This window comes from Streptomyces sp. NPDC107562 (assembly GCF_055657325.1).
In genome coordinates, this window is the sequence record NZ_JBVKBE010000007.1 from 91,466 (window position 1) to 111,302 (window position 19,837).

Genomic DNA, 19,837 nt, shown 5'->3' on the forward strand with positions numbered 1-19,837 from the left:
CACGGCCGACGCCACGAGTACGGGGTCCCGCGCGTGAGGCGCGGGGCCCCGTCGGCGTAACCGGTCTGCCGCGAGAGGGACTTCGGCGGAGCGGCTCTCAACGGCCCAGCGCGGCCAGTTCCTTCGCGGCCTCGGTGAGGTCCTTCGCGGTGTCGATGGCGCGCCAGTACGAGCCCTGGGGGAGCGGGAAGCCGGCCAGGCGGTGCTCGCGGGCCAGGTGCGGGAACGTGGTGCGCTCGTGGTCGCCGCGCTCCGGGAGCAGGCCTGCGAACTCCGGCGAGAAGACGTAGACGCCCGCGTTGACCTCGTAGGTCGTCGGAGGGGCCTCGATGAAGTCCGTGATGTGGCCGAAGCCGTCCGTCTGCACCGCGCCCCAGGGGATGCGGGGGCGGGCCAGCGCGAGGGTCGCTATGGCGTCCCGCTCCGTGTGGAAGTCCGCCATGTCGCGCAGCGAGAAGCGGGTCCAGATGTCGCCGTTGGTGGCGTACCAGGCGCGATCGGGGTGGGGAAGGTGGGAGGCGGCGTACTTGAGGCCGCCGCCGCGGCCGAGGGGCTCCGTCTCGACGACGGTCGTGACACGGACCGGCAGGTCGGCGGCGTCCAGCCACTCCTCCAGCACCTCGGCGAGGTGGCCGCAGCTGACCACGACGTCGGTGACGCCCTCCTCGGCGAGCCAGGTCAGCTGGTGGCCGATGATCGGTGTGCCCGTGCCGGGGATCTCGACCATCGGCTTGGGACGGTCGTCGGTGTACGGGCGCAACCGGGAGCCCTGGCCTCCGGCCAGGATCACGGCCTGGACGGGGCGGGAGGCGGCGTTCGGATCGGTCATGCCCGGCACTGTACGCGGCACCGGGGCCGGTGATCCGGCGGGCCTGGTGGGCGGGGGTGGGGTGGCTGCGGGCGTTCACCCGGCCCGGTGCGGGCGGGGCCCGTTGGGTGGGGCGGGGAGCGGCTGGGGCGGGCTGTCGGGGCTTCTGGTGGGGGTGCCTGGCCGGAGCGGCTCGCTGAGGAGTGGGGGCGGGCCGTGGTGGGGCGGGGCGGGCCGTGGTGGGGCGTGATGGGGCGCGGCGGGCCGGGTGGGGCGCGGCGAGACGTGGTGGGGCGGGGCGGGCCGTGGTGGGGCGTGATGGGGCGCGGCGGGGCGGGGTGGGGCGCGGCGGCCGATGCCGGTGCGCGAGCCGGTGCCGGCGCGTGACGGCCCGCGGGGCGTCACGGCGGCGGGACGGGGGCCGACGCTGGTGCATGGGTCAGGCCCACGGCGGTACGGGGGTCGACGCTGGTGCTTGGGTCAGGCCCACGGCGGTACGGGGCCGACGCCGGTGCTTGGGTCAGGCAGGCGGCGGGACGGGTCCCCTGCCCGGAGGGGCTCGTCTCGGGGCGGCGCGGCTCGTGTGCGCGTGCTGGACGGGGCGTGGGCCCCGCCTGCGGCCCGTGGGGGCCGGGGCGGGGCTCACGTGGCTTCCGGTGCCGAGGGGGTCAGCCGTGGGCCGCCAGGACGCCCGAGGCGAACGAGGTGTCGCAGACGGGGCGGGAGTAGGACTGGGCGCGCGTGGGGCCGTAGATGCGGACCGCGGCGCGTCCGAGGGCGCGGGCGATCGAGGTGCAGTGGCGGGCCAGCGAGGGACGCTCGTCCACCGCCTGCTGGAGGTGGGTGAGGGCGGTGCCCGGGTCGGTCTCCTGGAGCTCGGTGAGGAGCTGGTCGCGCAGCACCTCGTGCGGGGCACGGGGCGCGGTGCGGCCGTGGGGGCCGGAGGCCGAGACGTCCGCTGCGGTGAGCACCGAGCTCTCGGGGTCTCCCGACCAGTTGACCCGCGTGACCGCGAGAGTCCCGGAGAGCACCAGGACGACGGGCAGAACGAGGGCGAGGGAACGGCCGATCCGGCGGGCGGGGCCCTGGCCGCGTCGCATCTGTGAGGTGGTGGAGTGCTTCACGCGAGTGAGGGTAGCGCCCGGTAATGATTTGGCGACATTTGGTCACCGGTACGGGTGACGAAGTGGCGGCTTCTTGCGGGTGCCGGGTTGACGCACATTGCTCGAAATGGCCCAGTGTGCCGGGGTATTTGTCGACACGGAAAAGGGCCCCGCGGCCAGGCTGCGGGGCCCCATTCGTCAACCTGGGTGAATTACCCGGGTTGGGTGTTTCGTCGGACGGTCCGGCCGGACGGGCCGGCGGGCGGCTCAGTCGGAGAGACGCTCACCCGTCGAGGTCGAGAAGACGTGGGTCTCGCCGGAGCGCGGCACGACGTGCAGCGTGCTGCCCTTCTCCGGGACGTCACGGCCGTTGACGCGGACCACCAGGTCCTTGGAGTTGTCGCCGAGCTGGGCGGTGCCGTAGACGTACGCGTCGGCGCCGAGCTCCTCGACCACGTTCACGGTGATCGCGAGGCCCTGCTCGGCCTCCGCGCCGGCCACGTCGAAGTGCTCGGGGCGGACGCCGACGGTGACCGTCTTGTCGGTGGTGGCCGAGAGCGCGTCCCGGTCGACCGGCACCACGCTCTTGCCGAACTTCACACCGCCGTCCGCGATCGGCACCTCGACGAGGTTCATCGCGGGGGAGCCGATGAAGCCGGCGACGAAGAGGTTCGCCGGGCGGTCGTACATGTTGCGCGGGGAGTCGACCTGCTGGAGCAGACCGTCCTTGAGCACGGCCACCCGGTCGCCCATGGTCATGGCCTCGACCTGGTCGTGGGTGACGTAGACCGTGGTGATGCCGAGGCGGCGCTGCAGCGAGGCGATCTGCGTACGGGTGGAGACGCGGAGCTTGGCGTCCAGGTTGGACAGCGGCTCGTCCATGAGGAAGACCTGCGGCTCACGCACGATCGCGCGGCCCATGGCGACACGCTGGCGCTGACCGCCGGAGAGGGCCTTCGGCTTGCGGTCCAGGTACTCGGTGAGGTCGAGGATCTTCGCGGCCTCTTCGACCTTCTGCCGGATCTCCGCCTTGTTGACGCCGGCGATCTTGAGCGCGAAGCCCATGTTGTCGGCGACGGTCATGTGCGGGTAGAGCGCGTAGTTCTGGAACACCATGGCGATGTCCCGGTCCTTCGGCGGCAGGTGCGTGACGTCGCGGTCGCCGATGCGGATGGCGCCGGAGTTCACGTCCTCCAGGCCGGCCAGCATCCGCAGGGAGGTGGACTTGCCGCAACCGGACGGACCGACCAGGACGAGGAACTCCCCGTCCTCGATCTCGATGTCGAGGGCGTCGACGGCGGGCTTGGTGGAACCCGGGTAGATACGGGTCGCCTTGTCGAACGAAACAGTGGCCATGGTGAATGGGCCCCCTTCTACCGGCAGGAACGTGCCGGACGATCCGTTGTAGGAAGGTGGTGGTTTAGTCCACGTGAGTGAACTGCGTCAGGACCGTACCCCGCGTTCACCTGTTCTGTCAGTAGTCCAGCCCCTGTGAACTTCGCGGAAATTTTCGACGGGGCGGGGGTGGGAGCTGGGTACACTGCTCGGGCACGCCGCCACGCGCGCGTGCAGGCCTCCTTAGCTCAGCTGGTCAGAGCGCCGCTCTTGTAAAGCGAAGGTCGTCGGTTCGAATCCGACAGGGGGCTCTCTTCCTGAGCAGCACAAACGCCCCGGCCGGCGATCGGTCCGGGGCGTTCGGCGTCTGCGGGTGACATCGACCGGGGCGGTCACTCACGATCGACACGGCGCCTGAGCAGACGATCCATATGATTGACGGCCTCGCGCTGCGTGTCCGAAGTCACGTGTAATGGTGGCGTCGGGTATTGGAACTGTCCGAATGCCTTGGGCGTGATCGCAGCAGATCCGTCAGCCCCTACGATCGCCCCCAAGGGCGGGACGTAGCGCAGCGGTCGACGCGAGCGGTCTCCAGAACCGCGAGGACGCCGGTTCGAATCCGGTCGTCCCCCCCTTGACGGAAGCTAATAGAGGCGAGAAGCCCGAGAACTCACACGTCAGCGTCTCGCCAGCCGCGGTCCGCATACGCGGTCTTCCCCACTGGTGCTCAGGGACCCTGGCAGCGGCGCTTGACCAAGTCATTGAGCTTCTTCAGCGGTGCCGCTCCAGGGTTGTCCAGCGTCCATGGCCGCATTCTGCCGACGGCCGAGCCGTGGTCGGTCGCCGGCCTGGACGGCTGTCGTATCAGCCCGACGTCAACCGGGTTCGCGCGCCGTGCCCTTGGTCGTTCAGTGGCGGCCCGCCACCCGGTTCGCCAGGTGGGCCAGGCGGGACGACTCCGGGGTGTGGGTGGTGAGTTCGCGGCGGTCGGCGGTGCGGTAGGTGGTGTACATGCCGTGGACGCCGAGCCAGCGCAGGGGTTCCGGTTCCCACTTGCGGACCTTGTGGTTGACCCAGGGCAGGTCCGTCAGGTCGGTACGGGTGCCCTGGCCGGAGTCGAGCTGGACCAGGTCGCGCAGGGTGCGGGCCGCGAGGTTGGCGGTGGCGACCCCCGAGCCGACGTAGCCGCCGGCCCAGCCGAGGCCCGTGGCGCGGTCCAGGGTGACCGTGGCGCACCAGTCGCGGGGTACGCCGAGGACGCCGGACCAGGCGTGCTCGATGCGGACGCCGGTCAGCGCCGGGAAGAAGCCCTCCAGGATCTCGCGCAGCGCCACGACGGTGGCCTCCTGGGTGCGGCCGTCGTTGTCGGTGCGGGAGCCGAACCGGTACGGCACCCCGCGGCCGCCGAGCGCGATCCGGCCGTCGGCGGTGCGCTGGGCGTACATGTAGGCGTGGGCCATGTCGCCGAGGGTCTCGCGGCCGTCCCAGCCGATCGCCTCCCACTGTCGCGGGGTGAGCGGCTCGGTCGCGACCATGGAGGAGTTCATGGGCAGCCAGGTGCGCCGCTGGCCCTTCAGGGACGCCGTGAAGCCCTCGGTGCAGCGCAGCACGTAGGGGGCGCGGACCGTGCCGTACGGGGTGACCGCGTGCTGGGGGCGGATCTCCGTGACCGGCGTCGACTCGTGCAGGGTCACCCCGAGGGCCTCCACGGCGCGTGCGAGGCCGGTCACCAGCTTCACGGGGTGGATGCGGGCCCCGTGCGGCGTCCAGGACGAGCCGACCGCGCCCGCCACCCTGATCCGCTCGGCGGTCCGGCGGGCGTCGTACAGCTCGCGGTCCTTCTCGCCGTACGTCAGCTCGTGCGCGTGGAACGCCTTCAGGCGGGCCAGCTGGGCGGGTGTGCGGGCGACTTCGAGGACGCCGCCCTTGTGGACGTCGGCCTCGATGCCCTCCTCACCGGCGGCCCTGATGACCTCGTCGACGGTGTCGTTCATGGCTCGCTGAAGGCGTACGGCTGCCTCGTGGCCGTGCACGCGCGCGTACCGGTCGCGGCCCGCGACGCCGTTGTAGAGCCAGCCGCCGTTGCGGCCGGAGGCGCCGTAGCCGCAGAACTTCTGCTCCAGGACGGTGACGCGGAGGAAGGGCGCGGCCTTCTTCAGGTAGTACGCCGTCCACAGCCCCGTGTACCCGCCGCCGACGATCACGACGTCCGCGGAGGCGTCACCGCCGAGGGGTTCCCGCGGGGCGGGGAAGCCCTCCTGGGCGTACCAGAAGGAGACGCCGCCGTTGACGGTACTGCCTGCCGAGCTGCTCATGGCCGGGACGTTACCGCTGGGCACGGGGCCTGTCTCCTTCGGATTCCGTCGATCTCGGGGCCGGACCACCCGGCGGAACACGCGCCTCCGGACCGGTCCGTCGCGATATCGGGTCGAGGCGGGAGGCGTCCGTCCGTAGGGTCTGTCCCGTGATCGATGTGCCCGAGGAACTGGCCGCGTCCCAGGCGATGTACAACGGCGAGGAGGGCTCCGCCTTCGTCGCCGGACTGCCCCGGCTGGCGGCGGACTTCCTGGACCGCTGGCAGCTGCGGATCGACGGCCCTGCGATGCACGGCGTGAGCGCGCTGGTCCTGCCGGTCGTCCGCGCGGACGGCACGCGCGCGGTGCTGAAGTTGCAACTGCTCGACGAGGAGAGCGCGGGCGAGCCGGTCGCGCTGCGCGTCTGGGACGGGGACGGCGCGGTACGGCTGCTGGACCACGACCCGGAGACGGGCACGATGCTCCTCGAACGCCTCGACCCCACCCGGATGCTGTCCCACCTGCCCGACTCCCGGGCGGCCGTGCTGGTCGTCGCCCGGCTGCTGGCCCGTCTGTCCTGCGGGCCGGCCCCCGAGGGCATGCGCCGGCTCGGCGACATCGCGCGCGGGATGCTGGAGCGGACGCCGCGGGCGCTGGAACACATCCCCGACCCGGGGGCGCGCCGTCTGATCGCCGACTGCGCCGCCGCCGTACGCGAGGTGGCGCACGAGCCGGGGGACCGGCTCCTGCACTGGGACCTGCATTTCGAGAACGTCCTTGCCTCCGAGCGCGCCCCCTGGCTCGCCATCGACCCCAAGCCCCTCGCCGGCGACCCCGGCTTCGACCTGATGCCCGCGCTCGCCGACCGCTTCGATGCGCAGGAGGTCCGCCGACGGTTCGACGCCATGACGGACGTGCTCGGGCTGGAGCGCGCGCGTGCCCGCGCGTGGACCCTCGCGCGCGTGCTGCAGAACACCCTGTGGGAGATCGAGGACGGCCGCCCGGTGCAGGCCGAGCAACTGGAGATCGCGCGCCGGCTGCGGGACCGCGCTTGAGGGTGTGCCGGTCAGGCCCGGGGCCGGGACCGCGCGGCGCGCCCGGGTGGTTAGCCTGCGGGCATGATCCGTACCGCCACACCCGACGACATCCCCGTCATCCACGCCCTGGTGCGCGAGCTCGCCGCGTACGAGAAGGAGCCCCAGGAGGCGAAGGCGACGCAGGAACAGCTGCGCGAGGCGCTCTTCGGTGAGCGCCCCGCCGCGTACGCGCACATCGCGGCCGACGACACCACCGGCGAGGCGGTCGGCTTCGCGCTCTGGTTCCTCAACTTCTCCACGTGGCGCGGAGTGCACGGCATCTACCTGGAGGACCTCTACGTACGCCCGGGCGCGCGGGGCGGCGGTCACGGCAAGGCGCTGCTGCGGGAACTGGCGCGGATCTGCGGTGAGCGCGGCTACCAGCGCCTGGAGTGGTCGGTCCTGAACTGGAACCGCCCCGCGATCGACTTCTACGAGGCCCTGGGCGCGCGTCCGCAGGACGAGTGGACGGTGTACCGGCTGACCGACGGGGCGCTGGCCGCGCTGGGGTCGAAAGCGGCCTGAGCCGGCGTCAGCGGGCCGTCTCCGGGACCGGTGCCTGCGCCGGGGCCGCGTGCTTCGGGGCTCGGGCCGTCACCATCAGGGCCGTGACCAGGCCCGCCATGAGCATGAGGCCGGCGGCGCACCACAGCGCGACCGTGTAGCCGTGGACGACGGCCTCGCGGGCCACCTCCGCGGGGTCGGCGGACCGGGTGAGATGGGCGGTGAGGAAGGCGGCGGTGCTGGTGTTGGCGATCGTGTTCAGCAGCGCCGTACCGATGGAACCGCCCACCTGCTGCGAGGTGTTGAGGGTCGCCGAGGTGACGCCCGAGTCCTGCGGGGCGACGCCGGACGTCACCGTGGCGAACACCGGCATGTACGTCAGGCCCATGCCGAGGCCGACCAGGATCAGGCCGGGCAGGATGTCGACGACGTAGGAGGAGTCCACGGTGAGCTGGGTGAGCAGCACCATGCCGCAGGCGGACAGGAACATGCCGGGGGCCATCATGGTGCGGGGCGGGACGTGCTGGAGCAGGCGGCCCGCGATCTGGGTGGAGCCGATGACGGTCGCGGCGGTGATGGGGACGAAGGCGAGGCCGCTCCACGCCGGCGAGTAGCCGAGGACGACCTGGAAGTAGTAGGTCATGAAGAGGAACAGGCCGAACATCCCCATGATGGCCAGCATCATCGTCAGATAGCAGCCCGCACGGTTGCGGTCCCGGACGATGTGCAGCGGGAGCAACGGCAACGGCGCCCGGGTCTGCCACCACACGAACGCGGCGAGCAGCGCGACCCCCGCCGCGAGCAGCCCGAGGACCGACAGGTGGGCCCAGCCGTGCGACTCGGCTTCGCTGAAGCCGTAGACCAGCGCGACCAGTCCGCCGCAGCCGAGCAGCACGCCGGGCACGTCGAGGCGGGCGCCCGGCCGACCGGGCCGGTCGCGCAGGACGGTGAAGGCGCCGAGCAGCGCGAGCAGCGCGATGGGGGTGTTGACGTACAGGCACCAGCGCCAGTTGAGGTACTCGGTCAGCAGCCCGCCCACGATGAAGCCCATGGCGGAGCCGCTGCCGGCCAGGGCGCCGAAGATGCCGAAGGCCTTGCCGCGTTCCTTGGGATCGGTGAACGTCGTGGCGAGCAGGCTCAGCGCGGACGGCGCGAGCACGGCCGCGAAGGCGCCCTGGAGGGCGCGGGCGCCGAACAGCATCCCCGGGGTGACGGCGGCGCCGCCCAGGGCGGAGGCGGCGGCGAAGCCGATCAGGCCGATGGCGAACGTGCGCCTGCGGCCGATGAGGTCGGAGATCCGGCCGCCGAGCAGCAGCAGACCGCCGAAGGCGAGGGTGTAAGCGGTGATCACCCACTGGCGGTTGCCGTCGGACATGCCGAGCTCGTCCTGGGCCGACGGCAGCGCGATGTTCACGATCGTCGAGTCGAGGACGACCATCAGCTGGGCGAGGGCGATCACCACCAGCCCCCACCAGCGGTGGGGGTCGGCATCGGCGGAAGCCCTGGAGTCTCCGGTCCTAGGCGCGGTCATTCGGACAGAAGACCATGAACAGGGGCGTACCTCCCGTGATGCCACGCCCCACCCGGTCAGGTCTTTACGGTTCCAGGACCACCTTGCCGGTCGTGCCGCGCCTCTCCAGCGCCCGGTGCGCGGCCGCGGCCTCGGCGAGCGGGAAGCGGTGGACCGCCGGGACCAGCCGGCCCGCGGCGGCCTCGGCGAGCGACCGCAGCTCCAGGGTGCGCATCGGGTTCGGACCGCCTGCCTTCTCCAGCATTGGCGGGCCCAGGACCTGCACGGTGACCCCCTCCACGATCAGCGGCCCGCCGTCGGCGATGCCCTCGGCGGACCAGCCGAAGACGACGTGCGTGCCGCCGGGGGCGAGCAGACCGACGGCGGTGCGGGCGGCGTCCCCGCCGACCCCGTCGTAGACGATCGTGACCTCGCCCTCGTAGGCCCTGACCTTCTCCGGCCAGGCGGGGTCCCGGTAGTCGACGGCGAGATCGGCGCCGTTCGCGGCGACCCGCTCCGTCTTCTCCGGACCGCCGGCCAGGCCGACGACGGTGGCCCCGGCGTTCTTGGCGTACTGCACGAGGAGGGTGCCCAGACCGCCGGCGGCGGCCGGGATCACGACCACGTCATCCGGCCCCGGTTCGGCGAACTGCACGATGCCCATCGCGGTACGCCCCGTGCCGATCATCGCGACGGCCTCGGCGAAGCCGAGACGGGCGGGGATCTCGTGCAGGCGTGCGGCGTCGGTGACGGCGAGCTCGGCGTAGCCGCCGGGGGCGAAGCCCAGGTGGGCGACGACCCGTCTGCCGAGCCAGGCCTCGTCGGTGCCCTCGCCGAGCGACTCGACCACTCCGGCGACCTCGCGGCCGGGGACGGTCGGCAGGACGGGCGCGGGGCCGGGTCCGGAGTGGCCCGCGCGGATCGCCGCGTCGAGCAGGTGGACGCCGGCGGCGGCGACGGCGACGCGGACCTGGCCGGGGGCGGGTACGGGATCGTCGACCTCCTCGACGGTGAGGTGCTCGGCGGGGCCGAAGGCGTGGAGGCGGATGGCGTGCATGGGGTCCCCCGTGACTGGTGGCCGGCTGGTCCCGCCACTGTTCAACCTCAAGCGCGCTTGAGGTCAAGAGAGCGCGGGCCGTGCTGTCCGAGGGCCAGGGACACGGCGGTCAGCGCGCTGTTGAAGGACACCTCCGACAGGACGCCGGGCGCGGCGACCTGGTCGCCCGCCAGGTACACGCCGTCGCCGCGGTCCACGGCGGGCCGGTCGCGCCAGGTGGTTCCGGGCAGGTCGACGGCGCCGGTACGGCCGGCCGCGATCGCCTCGCGCCGCCAGGTGACACGGTCGCGCCAGCCGTCGTAGCCGAGGTCGAGCAACTGCTCGGCGCGGGCGATGCCGACGGCACGGGACTCGTGCGGGGCGATCGGGATCTGGCCCTGGACGAGTTGCTCGCCGGCGGGGGCGAGGGTGCGGTCCTGCGCGGTGAAGCGTTCGAGCCAGCCGGTGGCGTCGAGGTCGCTCAGGACGAACGGGTCGCCGCGCCGGGTGCGCACGGCGAGGTCGATGAGGGCCGTGCGACCGCTCGGCCAGGTCAGCGAGGCGTCGCCGAGGAGGTGGCGGGCGGCGTCGAGCGAGGTGGCGACGATCACCGGCGCGTCGGTGGGGAGGGTGTCGACGCGGGACAGGGTCTCGATGCGGACGCCGAGATTCCAGGCGTGGGCGGCCATCCGGTCGACGACGCTCGCCCAGCCGCCGCGCGGATAGTGCGCCTCGGGCGGCAACGCGGTGGAACGGCGCAGCCGTTCCTGCACGAACGCGGCGGACAGGGCGCCGGGGTCGTGGTGGAAGAGGGCGACGGCCGTGAAGTGCGCGGCGGCCCGCGCCCCCTCCTCGCCCACCTGCTGGGTGGCCCAGGTCAGGAAGTCGACGTCGACGGGGGCCCGCCGGGCGGGGCGGCGCAGCAGCTTCAGCATGGCCAGGGGCGGGACCCGACGCAGGGCGCCCCGGTGGCGCAGCCGCAGCCGGGTGGCCTCCAGCGGCGGGAGGGGAGCGAGGGGACCGATCAGGTCCCGCCGCGCGAGCCAGCTCCAGTGCGGACCGCCGTCGTAGAGGGCGTGCGGACCCTCGTTCGTCCGGTACGGGCCCTGCGCCGTGCGGGCCCGGCCGCCGAGGGTGTGGTGGGACTCGTGGACGGTGACCTCGGCGCCTGCTTCGGCGGCGGCGATGGCGGCGGTGAGACCGGCGAAGCCGCCGCCGACGACGGTGAGGTGGGGCATGGGTCGCTCTCCCTTGCTGGGCTTCGCCTTCCGGTTTCCGGGAGTACGACGCGATGCCGGGCCCGGAATGTGACATCGGGGCAGAAACACAGGTGCTACTTCCGCGAGGTGCGGGCCCCCTCGTTACCTTTAGGGGTGCGTCTTTGCAGGTCAGGGCGATTGTCGGTGGCGGGGTGCAGGATGGTGGGCATGGTGAGGCGAGCGTCGGGCGGCGTGAAGGCGGCACGGCGACCGGAGCTGCGGCTGCCGGCGCTGGCGGCATACGAGGGGGGTGGCCTGGAGGCGGACGGGGACTACGACGGGCTGGAGTTCCGGGACGCGGAGCTCGGTGGCCAGGACGGCGGGGGCGCCCGCTTCATGGACTGCGCGCTGACCGGGTGCGCGCTGGACGAGACGCGACTGCACCGGGCGCGCTTTTTGGACTCGGTCCTGACCGCGCCCCGTGGTGTGGGGACGAACCTGGCGGAGGCCACCCTGCGCGACGTCGAGCTGCGCGACGCCCGCCTCGGCGGCACGCAACTGCACGGCGGGGTGTGGGAGCGGGTGCTGGTCCGCGGCGGCAAGCTCGACTTCCTGAACTTCCGGGGGGCCAGGCTGAAGGACGTGGTCTTCGAGGGATGCGTCCTCGTGGAGCCGGACTTCGGGGGTGCCTCGCTGGAGCGGGTCGAGTTCGCCGACTGCGCCCTGAAGGGTGCCGACTTCGGCACGGCGACCCTGGTCGACGTGGACCTGCGCGGGGCGGCGCCGCTGGAGATCACGCGGGGCGTGGACCGGCTGTCGGGCGCGGTGATCAGCCCGGGCCAGCTGGTGGAGCTGGCGCCCGTGCTGGCGGGGGCGCTCGGGATCAGGGTCGAGGCGGGATGAGGCCCGGGACGAGGCCCGCGAGGTGACGGTCCGCGCCCGCCCGTGTCACGGCACCCGGGGGAACTTCGCCTGCAGCGACCAGATCGCCGGGTTCTCCGCCAGGTCCTCATGCAGATCGCACAGGTCGGCGACCAGATCGTGCAGGAAGTCGCGTGCCTCACGTCGGAGTTCGGCATGGGAGAAGCTCAGTGGCGGCTCGTCGGCCGGCTGCCAGTCGGCCTCGACGTCGACCCAGCCGAAGCGGCGCTCGAAGAGCAGACGGTCGGTGGACTCGGTGAAGTCCAGCTCCGCGTGCTGGGGGCGGGAGGCGCGGGAGCCGGCCGGGTCGCGGTCGAGCTGCTCGACGATGTCGCATAGGGCCCACGCGAAGTCGAGCACCGGCACCCATCCCCAGGCTGTGGACAGCTCCCGGTCCGACGTGGTCTCGGCGAGATAGACGTCACCGCAGAACAGGTCGTGCCGCAGGGCGTGCACGTCAGCGCGGCGGTAGTCGGTCTGGGGCGGGTCCGGGAAGCGGTTGGAGAGGGCGTAGCCGATGTCGAGCACGTACGTGATGGTGTCACGCCACTCGTAGGATCAATGACGTGTCCCGTTTCGCACCGGTTGTCCCCGCCGTCGTCCTCGCGCTCGCCCTGACCGCGTGCGCGAGCGGCGGCGTCGAGGGCGCCACCCCGGGCGGCGCGGGCCTGCGCGATCCGTACTTCCCGAAGGCCGGCAACGGCGGCTACGACGTCAGCCACTACGACCTGGCCCTGTCCTACACGCCCGGCACCCGTCACCTCGCCGCCCGGACGACGATCACGGCCCGCGCGACCCAGGACCTCTCCGCCTTCAACCTCGATCTGCGGGGACTGCGGGTGGAGAAGGTCACCGTCGACGGCGCCGCCGCTCGCTGGAACCGCGCCGGGCAGGAACTGACCGTCCGCCCGCCCGACGACCTCGCCGAGGGCCGCACCTTCCGCGTCGCGGTCCGCTACTCCGGCACCCCGGTCACGATCACCGACCCGGACAGCTCGCAGGAGGGCTGGCTGCCCACGGCGGGCGGCGCGCTGGCGCTGGGCGAGCCGGTCGGGTCGATGGCGTGGTACCCGGGCAACCACCACCCCTCGGACAAGGCGACGTACGACATCGAGGCCACCGTCCCGAAGGGGCTGCGAGCGATCTCCAACGGTGAGCCGAGGGGCGAGAGCACCACCGGCGGCCGCACGACCGCCCGCTGGCACATGGGCCGGCCCATGGCGAGCTACCTCACCACCCTCGCCGTCGGCCGCTACGACGTCAGCCGCACGGCGACCCCGGACGGCCTGCCGGTGCACACGGCGGTCGACCCGGCCGAGGCCGCCGCGAGCCGTGCGGTCCTGGCGCGCCTGCCCGAGGTGCTGGCCTGGTCGCAGGACCGCTTCGGCCCGTACCCGTTCGCCTCCGCCGGTGCGATCGTTGCCCGCCCCGGGGACGCCGCCTACGCCCTGGAGACCCAGACCCGCCCCTTCTTCCCCGGCACCCCGGACGTCCCGCTCCTCGTCCACGAGATCGCCCACCAGTGGTACGGCAACTCCGTCACCCCGAAGTCCTGGCGGGACATGTGGCTCAACGAGGCCTTCGCGACGTACGCGGAGTGGCTGTGGGCGGAGGACCACGGCGGTGACACCGCCCAGCACACCTTCGACGAGCTCTACGCCGGCACGCGCTACGCCACCCCCGAGGAGAACGCGGCCGTCTGGCTCTTCCCGCCCGCGCGTCCGCCCGGCGCCGAGCACATCTCCGGCCGCCCGGTCTACGACCGCGGCGCGATGGTCCTCCACGAGATCCGCCGGACCCTCGACGACGACGCCGCGTTCGGTGCCCTGCTGCGTGGCTGGGCCGCCGCCCACCGCCATGGGAACGCGAGCACGGAGGACTTCAGGCGCTACGTCGAGGATCGGGCGCCGGACAAGGACTTCGACCGCGTCTGGGCGGACTGGCTGTACGGGGAGGGGAAGCCGAAGCCGGGGCCGCGCTGAGGCCGAGGGGGGCGGGCCCTTCGCGGTCACACCGTCGGACACGCCCCGGGCCCCCCGGCGCGGTCGCCGGGGGGCCCGGTGGTCAGGCGGTGGGGGTGACCGTCGCTCAGACGTTCACACCGAAGTCCTGGGCGATGCCGACCAGGCCCGAGGCGTAGCCCTGGCCCACGGCGCGGAACTTCCACTCGGCGCCGTTGCGGTAGAGCTCGCCGAAGACCATGGCGGTCTCGGTGGCCGCGTCCTCGGAGAGGTCGTAGCGGGCGATCTCCGTGTCGCCGGCCTGGTTGATGATGCGGATGTAGGCGTTGCGGACCTGGCCGAAGTTCTGCGAGCGGGTCTCCGCGTCGTAGATCGAGACCGGGAAGACGATCTTGTCGATGTCGGCGGGGAGGCCGGCCAGGTTGACGTTGATCTGCTCGTCGTCGCCCGCGCCCTCGCCCGTGCGGTTGTCACCGGTGTGGACGATCGTCTGGTCCGGCGTCTGCTTGTTGTTGAAGAAGACGAAGTGCTGGTCCGAGAAGACCTTGCCCTGCGCGTTGACCGCGATCGCGGACGCGTCGAGGTCGAAGTCGGTACCGGTGGTGCTCCGGACGTCCCAGCCGAGGCCCACGGTGACGGCGGTCAGGCCCGGAGCCTCCTTGGTGAGCGAGACGTTGCCACCCTTGGACAGGCTTACAGCCATGGTCGGGAGTTCCTTCCCTCGAAGCGTGCGCTATGCGGTGCCGTTGCTGAAGCTACAGCTACCCGTATGAACGTCGCGGGTGGTGCCATGGGTTCCCCCCGCTTTACTTTCTTTACCCGGCTGCCGCGTCCGGCGGCGATATTCGGGTGACTCCCACCCCTTCCAGGCGGGAACATGTCAGTCATGTCCGGTGGTCCTCACGTCATCCGTGGCTCCGTCTCGCTGCCCGAGGCCGAGCTCCAGTGGCGTTTCTCGCGCTCGTCCGGGCCCGGTGGCCAGCACGTCAACACCAGCGACACCAGCGTGGAGCTGCGCTTCGACCTGGCCGGCACCGAGGCCCTGCCCGAGGTGTGGAAGCGGCGCGCCCTGGAACGGCTGGCGGGCCGGCTCGTCGACGGTGTCCTGACCGTCCGCGCCTCCGAGCACCGCTCCCAGTGGCGCAACCGCGAGGCCGCGGCCGTACGCCTCGCGGCACTTCTGGCGGAGGCCACCGCGCCCCCGCCCAAGCCCCGCAGGCCGACCCGGATCCCCCGCGGCATCAACGAACGCCGGCTGCGGGAGAAGAAGCAGCGCTCCGACACCAAGCGGGGACGCTCCGGCCGCGACTGGCATTGACCGGCGCGCGGTGCGTATTACGCGGCTACTAAACAATTGGTCAGCATGTACTGAACAAAAAATCAGTCGGCGCACGACCCGCTCTTCGCGACAATCCGCCCCCTCGCGCGCGGCCTCCCGTCACATTTCCCGCCCGCCCTCCGTCATGGTCCCGAGGGCATCCACGACGAGGGCTGGTGAACGGGACCGATGAGTGACGACGACGACTTCCTCGCCGAGCGTTTCGAGGCGCACCGCCCGCACTTGCGGGCCGTCGCCCACCGCATGCTCGGCTCCCTCGCCGAGGCCGACGACGCCGTGCAGGAGGCGTGGTTCCGGCTGCGCCGCAGCGACACGCGCGAGGTCGGCAACCTCGGAGGCTGGCTGACCACCGTCGTCGGCCGGGTCTGCCTCGACATGCTTCGCTCGCGCAGGTCACGGGCGGAGGAGCCGCTGGAGAACTCCGCGGACAGCGCTGCCGTCGCCGCCCACGATCCCGAGCGCGACGCCCTGCTGGCCGATGCCGTGGGCATCGCCCTGCTCGTCGTGCTCGACACGCTGACCCCCGCCGAACGGCTCGCCTTCGTGCTGCACGACATGTTCGCGGTGCCCTACGACGAGGTCGCCGCCGTCGTGGGACGGACGCCGGCCGCGGCCCGGCAGCTGGCCAGCCGGGCGCGGCGGCGGGTGCGGGGTGCTCCGGCGCCCGACGCGGACCTCGCCCGGCGCCGGGCGGTCGTCGACGCGTTCCTCGCCGCCTCGCGGGGCGGCGACTTCGACGGGCTGCTGAGGGTGCTCGACCCGGATGTCGTGGCCAGGAGCGAGGCCGGCGTGACCACCGGCGCCGCCGCGGTCGCCTCCGGCGCGACCCGCTTCGCGCACCTCGCCCGCGTCGCCCGGCACGCCCTGCTCGACGGGTCGCCGGGGCTCGCGGTGTTCTCGGACGACGGCCGGCGGGTGGTGCAGGTGCTGCGCTTCACCCTGGTGGGGGAGCGGATCGCCGTCATCGAGATCGTGAGCGACGTCGCGCGCCTGTCCGGGATCGATGTGACCGTGACCTGAGGCACGCGGCCCGGCGGGGGCGGGCCGACAAGGCCGCCGCGGCTCACCCCAGGTGCCGGTAGCGGCCCTTGAAGTACATCAGCGGGCCGCCGTCCGCGCTGGGCACCCGGGCCGTCAGGACCCGCCCGATCACCAGGGTGTGGTCCCCGGCCGGCACCCGCTGCTCCGTCCGGCACTCCAGTGCCGCCAGCGCCCCGCCGACCAGCGGGGCGCCGGTGACCTCGCCGCGGACGTAGGGGATGTCCTCGAACAGCAGGCGGTCGCTGATGCGGCCCTTCATGGCGAACCGGCCGGCGATGTGCCGCTGGCTCTCGGACAGGACCGAGACCCCCCAATCGGGCTGCTCGGCGAGCAGGTCGTCCATGCGGGAGCCGTCGCGCAGGCTGACCATGACGAGGGGAGGGTCGAGGGAGACGGACATGAAGGCCGTCGCCGTCATGCCGACGTCCTCGCCGACCGGCGCCTGCGGGTCGTCGGGGTCGAGCGCGGGCTCGCACGCGGTCACCAGGACCACCCCTGCGGCCAGCCGGGACATCGCGGCACGGAACTCGTCGTCGGTCACCCCCACAGCATGCCCAACCGGCGATGCCGGGGCGGGCTGGGCGGGAACAGGGACGGGCGGCGCGGCTGCGGGTGTGTTCGGCACATCTGAAACGCTAATCTCCGGTGCGTGCGCGCCGCATCGGACCTCGGCCCGAAGGCGGTCCTAGGACCTGCGACGGGCGACTGTGGACAGGTGATGGACACGCGCACAAATTTTGCGTTCGTTAAACGCACGGGAAAAACGCAGAAACTCCACTCAATTGTTCATCTTCTCCTGTGACTTGAGTCACAAGGGGCATTAATTGTTGACCCTGTGTACCGAGTGGGCAGCGCGCTGTGATTCAGTGGCGGGAAGCTGTACAGGAAGCTGTAAGGGCACCACTCAGAAGGGCACCACTCAGAAAAGGGCGCCGAAGAGAACCCTTGATTCGCTGCGAGAACTCGGGGGGAGGGCGAGCATGGAGACCGAGTCGGAGCCGTACGTCCGCCTTGCGTCCCTGCGACAACTGCACCAGGTCATGGCCGACATGAACACGGCCCGCAGCCTGGCGGACACCTTGCAGACGGTCGCGAACGGGGTCGTCAGCGCCCTCGGCTACGAGCTGGCGTGCGTCAACCTCGTACGCCCCGACGGCGATCTCGTCGTCGCCGCCTTCTCCGGCAACCCGGCCGCCGAGGCGCTCATCACCGGCCGGGCCGGCTCCCGGGAGTCCTGGGACCGGCGGCTGAACATGGGCGAGCAGTGGGGCGACCTCGTCTTCATCCCGCACACCGAGGGCTGGGTCCTCGACGACGACGACGTACCGCAGTGGTACACCGAGGGGCCCGCGCCGCGCTTCGAGGACGAGTGGCACCCCTCCGACCGCCTCTTCGCCCCGATGTACGCGCCCGGCGCCCAGGGCGGCCCCGCCTCCGGCGAGCTGATCGGCGTCCTGTCCGTGGACCGCCCGCGCAACGGCCGCCGGCCCGGCGCCTGGGGCCGCGAGGCGCTCCAGATGTACGCCTTCCAGGCCGCCATCGCGATCAGCAACGCGCGTCTACGTGCGAACATGCAGCGCGCCCTGGTCCGCCTGGAGCGCGAGCAGCAGGCCCTGCGGGCGAGCGAGGAGAGCTTCAGGCAGGCGTTCGAGTACGCGCCCTCCGGCATGGCCATCGCCGAGATGGGCGGCGACCAGCACGGCCGCATACTCCGCACCAACGACGCGCTGTGCCGCCTCCTGGGCCGCCCCGCCTCCGCGATGCGCCGCTACTCCTTCTCCGACCTCGTCCACCCCGAGGACATAGGCACGCTCCTGCGCACCTCCGCCGAGGGCGGCCGGGCCGAGCTGCGCCTGGGCCGCCGCGACGGCACCTACGTCTGGGTCAGCCTGCGCAACTCCGTCGTCGCCGACGCCGCCGACGGCCCCCGCTTCCTGCTCACGCACGTCGAGGACATAGAGGAGCGCAAGCGCCGCGAGCTCCAGCTCGCCCACCGCGCCTCCCACGACTCCCTCACCGGCCTGCCGAACTCCGCGGAGCTGCGGGCCCGCCTCGCGGCCCGGCTCTGTCAGCGCCCGCAGACCGGCTACCACGGCGCCTTCGACTCGCAGGAGGCCTTCGGCCACCCGGTCTACGACGCCGGCGGGCACGGCTTCGACTTCGTGCCGGGCGGCGCGGACACGTACGAGGTCTACGACCACCATGTGCACACCGTCGCCCCCGAGGGTGAGGCGGACGACGGCACCAAGGGGCTCGCGGTGCTCTTCTGCGACCTCGACGGCTTCAAGTCGATCAACGACCGCTTCGGCCACAACGCGGGCGACGCCGTACTCATCGAGGTCGCCCGGCGGCTCGGCAACGGCGTCCGGGACGGCGACACGGTCGCCCGCCTCGGCGGCGACGAGTTCGTGATCCTCGCCGACGGGCTCGGCCGGGCGGACGCCCAGGACCTGGCCGTACGGCTGCGCAACGAGATCATCCAGCCCATCCGGGCCGAGGGCCGGGCCGTACGGGTAGGGGCCAGTTTCGGCATCGGCTGGGCGCACTGCGGCATGACGGCGGACGAGGTGCTGAAATCCGCCGATGAACGGATGTACGTCGAGAAACGATCTCGTCCCAAACAACATCGACGCGCGGGATGATCCGCAGGTCGACGGGGTGATGCGACCCGGGTCACCCGTTTGGGCCACCGGGAGCGGGTAGGCTCGCCATTCTCACCACACGTACGCATCCGTTCCGCACCTGTTGAGGAGTACCAAGGGATGACGCCCGGCAACAACGGCGCGAGCACGCCCGAGGACGACGACCCGTTCGGCTACCTCTACGCCGACGGTCAGGCCAACGGCGCCCAGCCCCCGTCCGGCGGCTACGGCTACCCGAACTCGGTCAGCAGGGTGCGTACGGTCGGCGAGCGGCCGTACGCTCAGCAGGCCTACGGTCAGCCGAACGTGCCGCCGCAGCAGCCCCAGGGCGCCTACGGCCGGCCGAACGCGCACTACGCGGCACCCGAGACGTTCCCGGGCAGCGCGCAGACCACCCAGTCGCCGATGCCCGGACACGGCTCCGGCGGGGGCGGCCGCGGTCGCGGACCCAACACCAAGGGCCTGCTGATCGGCGCGATCGCCGTGGTCGCCGCGGTCGTCATCGGCATCGGCGTGGCCATGCTGGGCGGCGACGACGACAAGCAGGCCGGTGAGGACCCCGTCGCCACGCCGTCCACCTCGCAGAGCGCGGAGTCGACCCCGTCCGGCGAGAGCAGCGCCGACAGCGAGGCCGAGCTGCCGACGATCGACGCCAAGGCCCTCCAGCTCGGCGGCGGCGCCACCACGGCGTCCGACATCCAGGGCGCCAAGGCCGACGGCGGCGTCTACGTGACGGGCTTCAACGCCGTCGGAGCCTCGGTCACCTGGACCGTCAACGGCATCCCCGACTCCGGCAAGTACACCCTGTACGTCGGCTACGGCGTGCCCGGAAAGGACGCCGACGCCACCCTCACGATCAACGGCACCGCCTCGTCCGCGCCGGTCAAGATGAAGAACTACGCGAACGCCGCCGAGGGCGACTACGCCAAGGGCTGGACGCGCACGTACAACTACATCGAGCTCAACAAGGGCACGAACACCGTCAAGATCTCCTGCGAGCAGGGCAACCAGTGCGACGCCAACCTCGACCAGGTGTGGCTCGTCAAGGACTGGGTCGAGTAGCGGCCC

The 19,837-nt window shown here is 72.3% G+C and carries 18 protein-coding genes and 2 tRNA genes; 10 read left to right on the top strand and 10 right to left on the bottom strand.

The genetic code is table 11. From position 1 onward, the window contains the following. Positions 1-97 precede the first annotated feature (97 nt). From ACZ7LV_RS20705 to ACZ7LV_RS20715, 3 genes are all read right to left on the bottom strand, one after another. On the bottom strand, positions 98-829 hold the full coding sequence (locus ACZ7LV_RS20705; protein ID WP_471941125.1) for a nucleotidyltransferase family protein: 732 nt from the start codon (positions 827-829) through the stop codon (positions 98-100). Between the two features lie 647 nt (positions 830-1,476). After that, a complete protein-coding gene (locus tag ACZ7LV_RS20710; RefSeq protein ID WP_471941127.1) occupies positions 1,477-1,932 on the bottom strand; it encodes a hypothetical protein in 456 nt (151 codons plus the stop codon). A gap of 246 nt (positions 1,933-2,178) precedes the next feature. Then, the gene (locus ACZ7LV_RS20715) at positions 2,179-3,267 is read right to left on the bottom strand and encodes an ABC transporter ATP-binding protein (RefSeq protein ID WP_471941128.1); all 1,089 of its coding nucleotides are present in this window, start codon (positions 3,265-3,267) and stop codon (positions 2,179-2,181) included. 216 nt (positions 3,268-3,483) lie between these two features. Here ACZ7LV_RS20715 and ACZ7LV_RS20720 point away from each other — a divergent pair. Next, positions 3,484-3,557, top strand: a tRNA-Thr gene (locus tag ACZ7LV_RS20720). A 247-nt stretch (positions 3,558-3,804) separates the two neighbouring features. Next, positions 3,805-3,878, top strand: a tRNA-Trp gene (locus tag ACZ7LV_RS20725). A gap of 276 nt (positions 3,879-4,154) precedes the next feature. On the opposite strand, the gene ACZ7LV_RS20730 is transcribed toward ACZ7LV_RS20725, so the two are convergent. Then, positions 4,155-5,561, bottom strand: coding sequence for an NAD(P)/FAD-dependent oxidoreductase (locus ACZ7LV_RS20730; protein ID WP_471941130.1), 1,407 nt, complete (start codon positions 5,559-5,561; stop codon positions 4,155-4,157). A gap of 188 nt (positions 5,562-5,749) precedes the next feature. Here ACZ7LV_RS20730 and ACZ7LV_RS20735 point away from each other — a divergent pair, with 188 nt between their 5' ends. Continuing rightward, positions 5,750-6,595: an aminoglycoside phosphotransferase family protein gene (locus ACZ7LV_RS20735; protein WP_471941483.1), complete on the top strand. Its 846-nt coding sequence runs from the start codon at positions 5,750-5,752 to the stop codon at positions 6,593-6,595. A gap of 63 nt (positions 6,596-6,658) precedes the next feature. After that, a complete protein-coding gene (locus ACZ7LV_RS20740) occupies positions 6,659-7,141 on the top strand; it encodes a GNAT family N-acetyltransferase (RefSeq protein ID WP_471941131.1) in 483 nt (160 codons plus the stop codon). A 7-nt stretch (positions 7,142-7,148) separates the two neighbouring features. Here the strand turns inward: ACZ7LV_RS20740 and ACZ7LV_RS20745 are convergent, their stop codons facing one another. From ACZ7LV_RS20745 to ACZ7LV_RS20755, 3 genes are all read right to left on the bottom strand, one after another. Then, complete coding sequence (locus tag ACZ7LV_RS20745) at positions 7,149-8,651, bottom strand: MFS transporter (protein WP_471941133.1); 1,503 nt, start codon at positions 8,649-8,651, stop codon at positions 7,149-7,151. A 64-nt stretch (positions 8,652-8,715) separates the two neighbouring features. Then, on the bottom strand, positions 8,716-9,687 hold the full coding sequence (locus tag ACZ7LV_RS20750; RefSeq protein ID WP_471941134.1) for a zinc-binding dehydrogenase: 972 nt from the start codon (positions 9,685-9,687) through the stop codon (positions 8,716-8,718). Positions 9,688-9,734: 47 nt separating this feature from the next. Further along, positions 9,735-10,904 carry an FAD-dependent oxidoreductase gene (locus tag ACZ7LV_RS20755; protein ID WP_471941136.1) on the bottom strand — a complete coding sequence of 390 codons (1,170 nt, stop codon included), beginning with the start codon at positions 10,902-10,904 and terminating at the stop codon, positions 9,735-9,737. Positions 10,905-11,093: 189 nt separating this feature from the next. Between ACZ7LV_RS20755 and ACZ7LV_RS20760 the strand changes: the two genes are divergently transcribed. Beyond that, on the top strand, positions 11,094-11,768 hold the full coding sequence (locus tag ACZ7LV_RS20760; protein ID WP_471941137.1) for a pentapeptide repeat-containing protein: 675 nt from the start codon (positions 11,094-11,096) through the stop codon (positions 11,766-11,768). Positions 11,769-11,813: 45 nt separating this feature from the next. On the opposite strand, the gene ACZ7LV_RS20765 is transcribed toward ACZ7LV_RS20760, so the two are convergent. Continuing rightward, positions 11,814-12,314, bottom strand: coding sequence for a hypothetical protein (locus ACZ7LV_RS20765; RefSeq protein WP_471941139.1), 501 nt, complete (start codon positions 12,312-12,314; stop codon positions 11,814-11,816). Between the two features lie 38 nt (positions 12,315-12,352). Between ACZ7LV_RS20765 and ACZ7LV_RS20770 the strand changes: the two genes are divergently transcribed. Continuing rightward, positions 12,353-13,768, top strand: coding sequence for a M1 family metallopeptidase (locus tag ACZ7LV_RS20770; protein ID WP_471941141.1), 1,416 nt, complete (start codon positions 12,353-12,355; stop codon positions 13,766-13,768). A gap of 106 nt (positions 13,769-13,874) precedes the next feature. Here the strand turns inward: ACZ7LV_RS20770 and ACZ7LV_RS20775 are convergent, their stop codons facing one another. Next, the gene (locus ACZ7LV_RS20775) at positions 13,875-14,450 is read right to left on the bottom strand and encodes a TerD family protein (protein WP_401682384.1); all 576 of its coding nucleotides are present in this window, start codon (positions 14,448-14,450) and stop codon (positions 13,875-13,877) included. Positions 14,451-14,633: 183 nt separating this feature from the next. Between ACZ7LV_RS20775 and arfB the strand changes: the two genes are divergently transcribed. Both arfB and ACZ7LV_RS20785 read left to right on the top strand, forming a co-directional pair. Beyond that, entirely contained in the window at positions 14,634-15,065 is a 432-nt protein-coding gene (gene arfB, locus ACZ7LV_RS20780; protein ID WP_471941143.1) for an alternative ribosome rescue aminoacyl-tRNA hydrolase ArfB, read from the top strand. Positions 15,066-15,254: 189 nt separating this feature from the next. Further along, positions 15,255-16,106, top strand: coding sequence for a sigma-70 family RNA polymerase sigma factor (locus ACZ7LV_RS20785; RefSeq protein ID WP_471941144.1), 852 nt, complete (start codon positions 15,255-15,257; stop codon positions 16,104-16,106). 43 nt (positions 16,107-16,149) lie between these two features. Here the strand turns inward: ACZ7LV_RS20785 and ACZ7LV_RS20790 are convergent, their stop codons facing one another. Further along, entirely contained in the window at positions 16,150-16,752 is a 603-nt protein-coding gene (locus tag ACZ7LV_RS20790; protein WP_471941146.1) for a flavin reductase family protein, read from the bottom strand. Between the two features lie 355 nt (positions 16,753-17,107). Here ACZ7LV_RS20790 and cdgB point away from each other — a divergent pair, with 355 nt between their 5' ends. Next, positions 17,108-18,769: a diguanylate cyclase CdgB gene (cdgB, locus tag ACZ7LV_RS20795; RefSeq protein ID WP_471941147.1), complete on the top strand. Its 1,662-nt coding sequence runs from the start codon at positions 17,108-17,110 to the stop codon at positions 18,767-18,769. A gap of 120 nt (positions 18,770-18,889) precedes the next feature. After that, positions 18,890-19,831 carry a CBM35 domain-containing protein gene (locus ACZ7LV_RS20800; protein ID WP_471941149.1) on the top strand — a complete coding sequence of 314 codons (942 nt, stop codon included), beginning with the start codon at positions 18,890-18,892 and terminating at the stop codon, positions 19,829-19,831. Positions 19,832-19,837: the final 6 nt, after the last annotated feature.

Excerpts from the sequence above, each read along its gene's own strand:
- ACZ7LV_RS20705 (WP_471941125.1), bottom strand. The coding sequence starts at position 829 with ATGACCGATCCGAACGCCGCCTCCCGCCCCGTCCAGGCCGTGATCCTG.
- ACZ7LV_RS20715 (WP_471941128.1), bottom strand. The coding sequence starts at position 3,267 with ATGGCCACTGTTTCGTTCGACAAGGCGACCCGTATCTACCCGGGTTCC.
- ACZ7LV_RS20730 (WP_471941130.1), bottom strand. The coding sequence starts at position 5,561 with ATGAGCAGCTCGGCAGGCAGTACCGTCAACGGCGGCGTCTCCTTCTGG.
- ACZ7LV_RS20735 (WP_471941483.1), top strand. The coding sequence starts at position 5,750 with ATGTACAACGGCGAGGAGGGCTCCGCCTTCGTCGCCGGACTGCCCCGG.
- ACZ7LV_RS20740 (WP_471941131.1), top strand. The coding sequence starts at position 6,659 with ATGATCCGTACCGCCACACCCGACGACATCCCCGTCATCCACGCCCTG.
- ACZ7LV_RS20745 (WP_471941133.1), bottom strand. The coding sequence starts at position 8,651 with ATGACCGCGCCTAGGACCGGAGACTCCAGGGCTTCCGCCGATGCCGAC.
- ACZ7LV_RS20750 (WP_471941134.1), bottom strand. The coding sequence starts at position 9,687 with ATGCACGCCATCCGCCTCCACGCCTTCGGCCCCGCCGAGCACCTCACC.
- ACZ7LV_RS20755 (WP_471941136.1), bottom strand. The coding sequence starts at position 10,904 with ATGCCCCACCTCACCGTCGTCGGCGGCGGCTTCGCCGGTCTCACCGCC.
- ACZ7LV_RS20760 (WP_471941137.1), top strand. The coding sequence starts at position 11,094 with ATGGTGAGGCGAGCGTCGGGCGGCGTGAAGGCGGCACGGCGACCGGAG.
- ACZ7LV_RS20775 (WP_401682384.1), bottom strand. The coding sequence starts at position 14,450 with ATGGCTGTAAGCCTGTCCAAGGGTGGCAACGTCTCGCTCACCAAGGAG.
- arfB (WP_471941143.1), top strand. The coding sequence starts at position 14,634 with ATGTCCGGTGGTCCTCACGTCATCCGTGGCTCCGTCTCGCTGCCCGAG.
- ACZ7LV_RS20785 (WP_471941144.1), top strand. The coding sequence starts at position 15,255 with ATGAGTGACGACGACGACTTCCTCGCCGAGCGTTTCGAGGCGCACCGC.
- cdgB (WP_471941147.1), top strand. The coding sequence starts at position 17,108 with ATGGAGACCGAGTCGGAGCCGTACGTCCGCCTTGCGTCCCTGCGACAA.
- ACZ7LV_RS20800 (WP_471941149.1), top strand. The coding sequence starts at position 18,890 with ATGACGCCCGGCAACAACGGCGCGAGCACGCCCGAGGACGACGACCCG.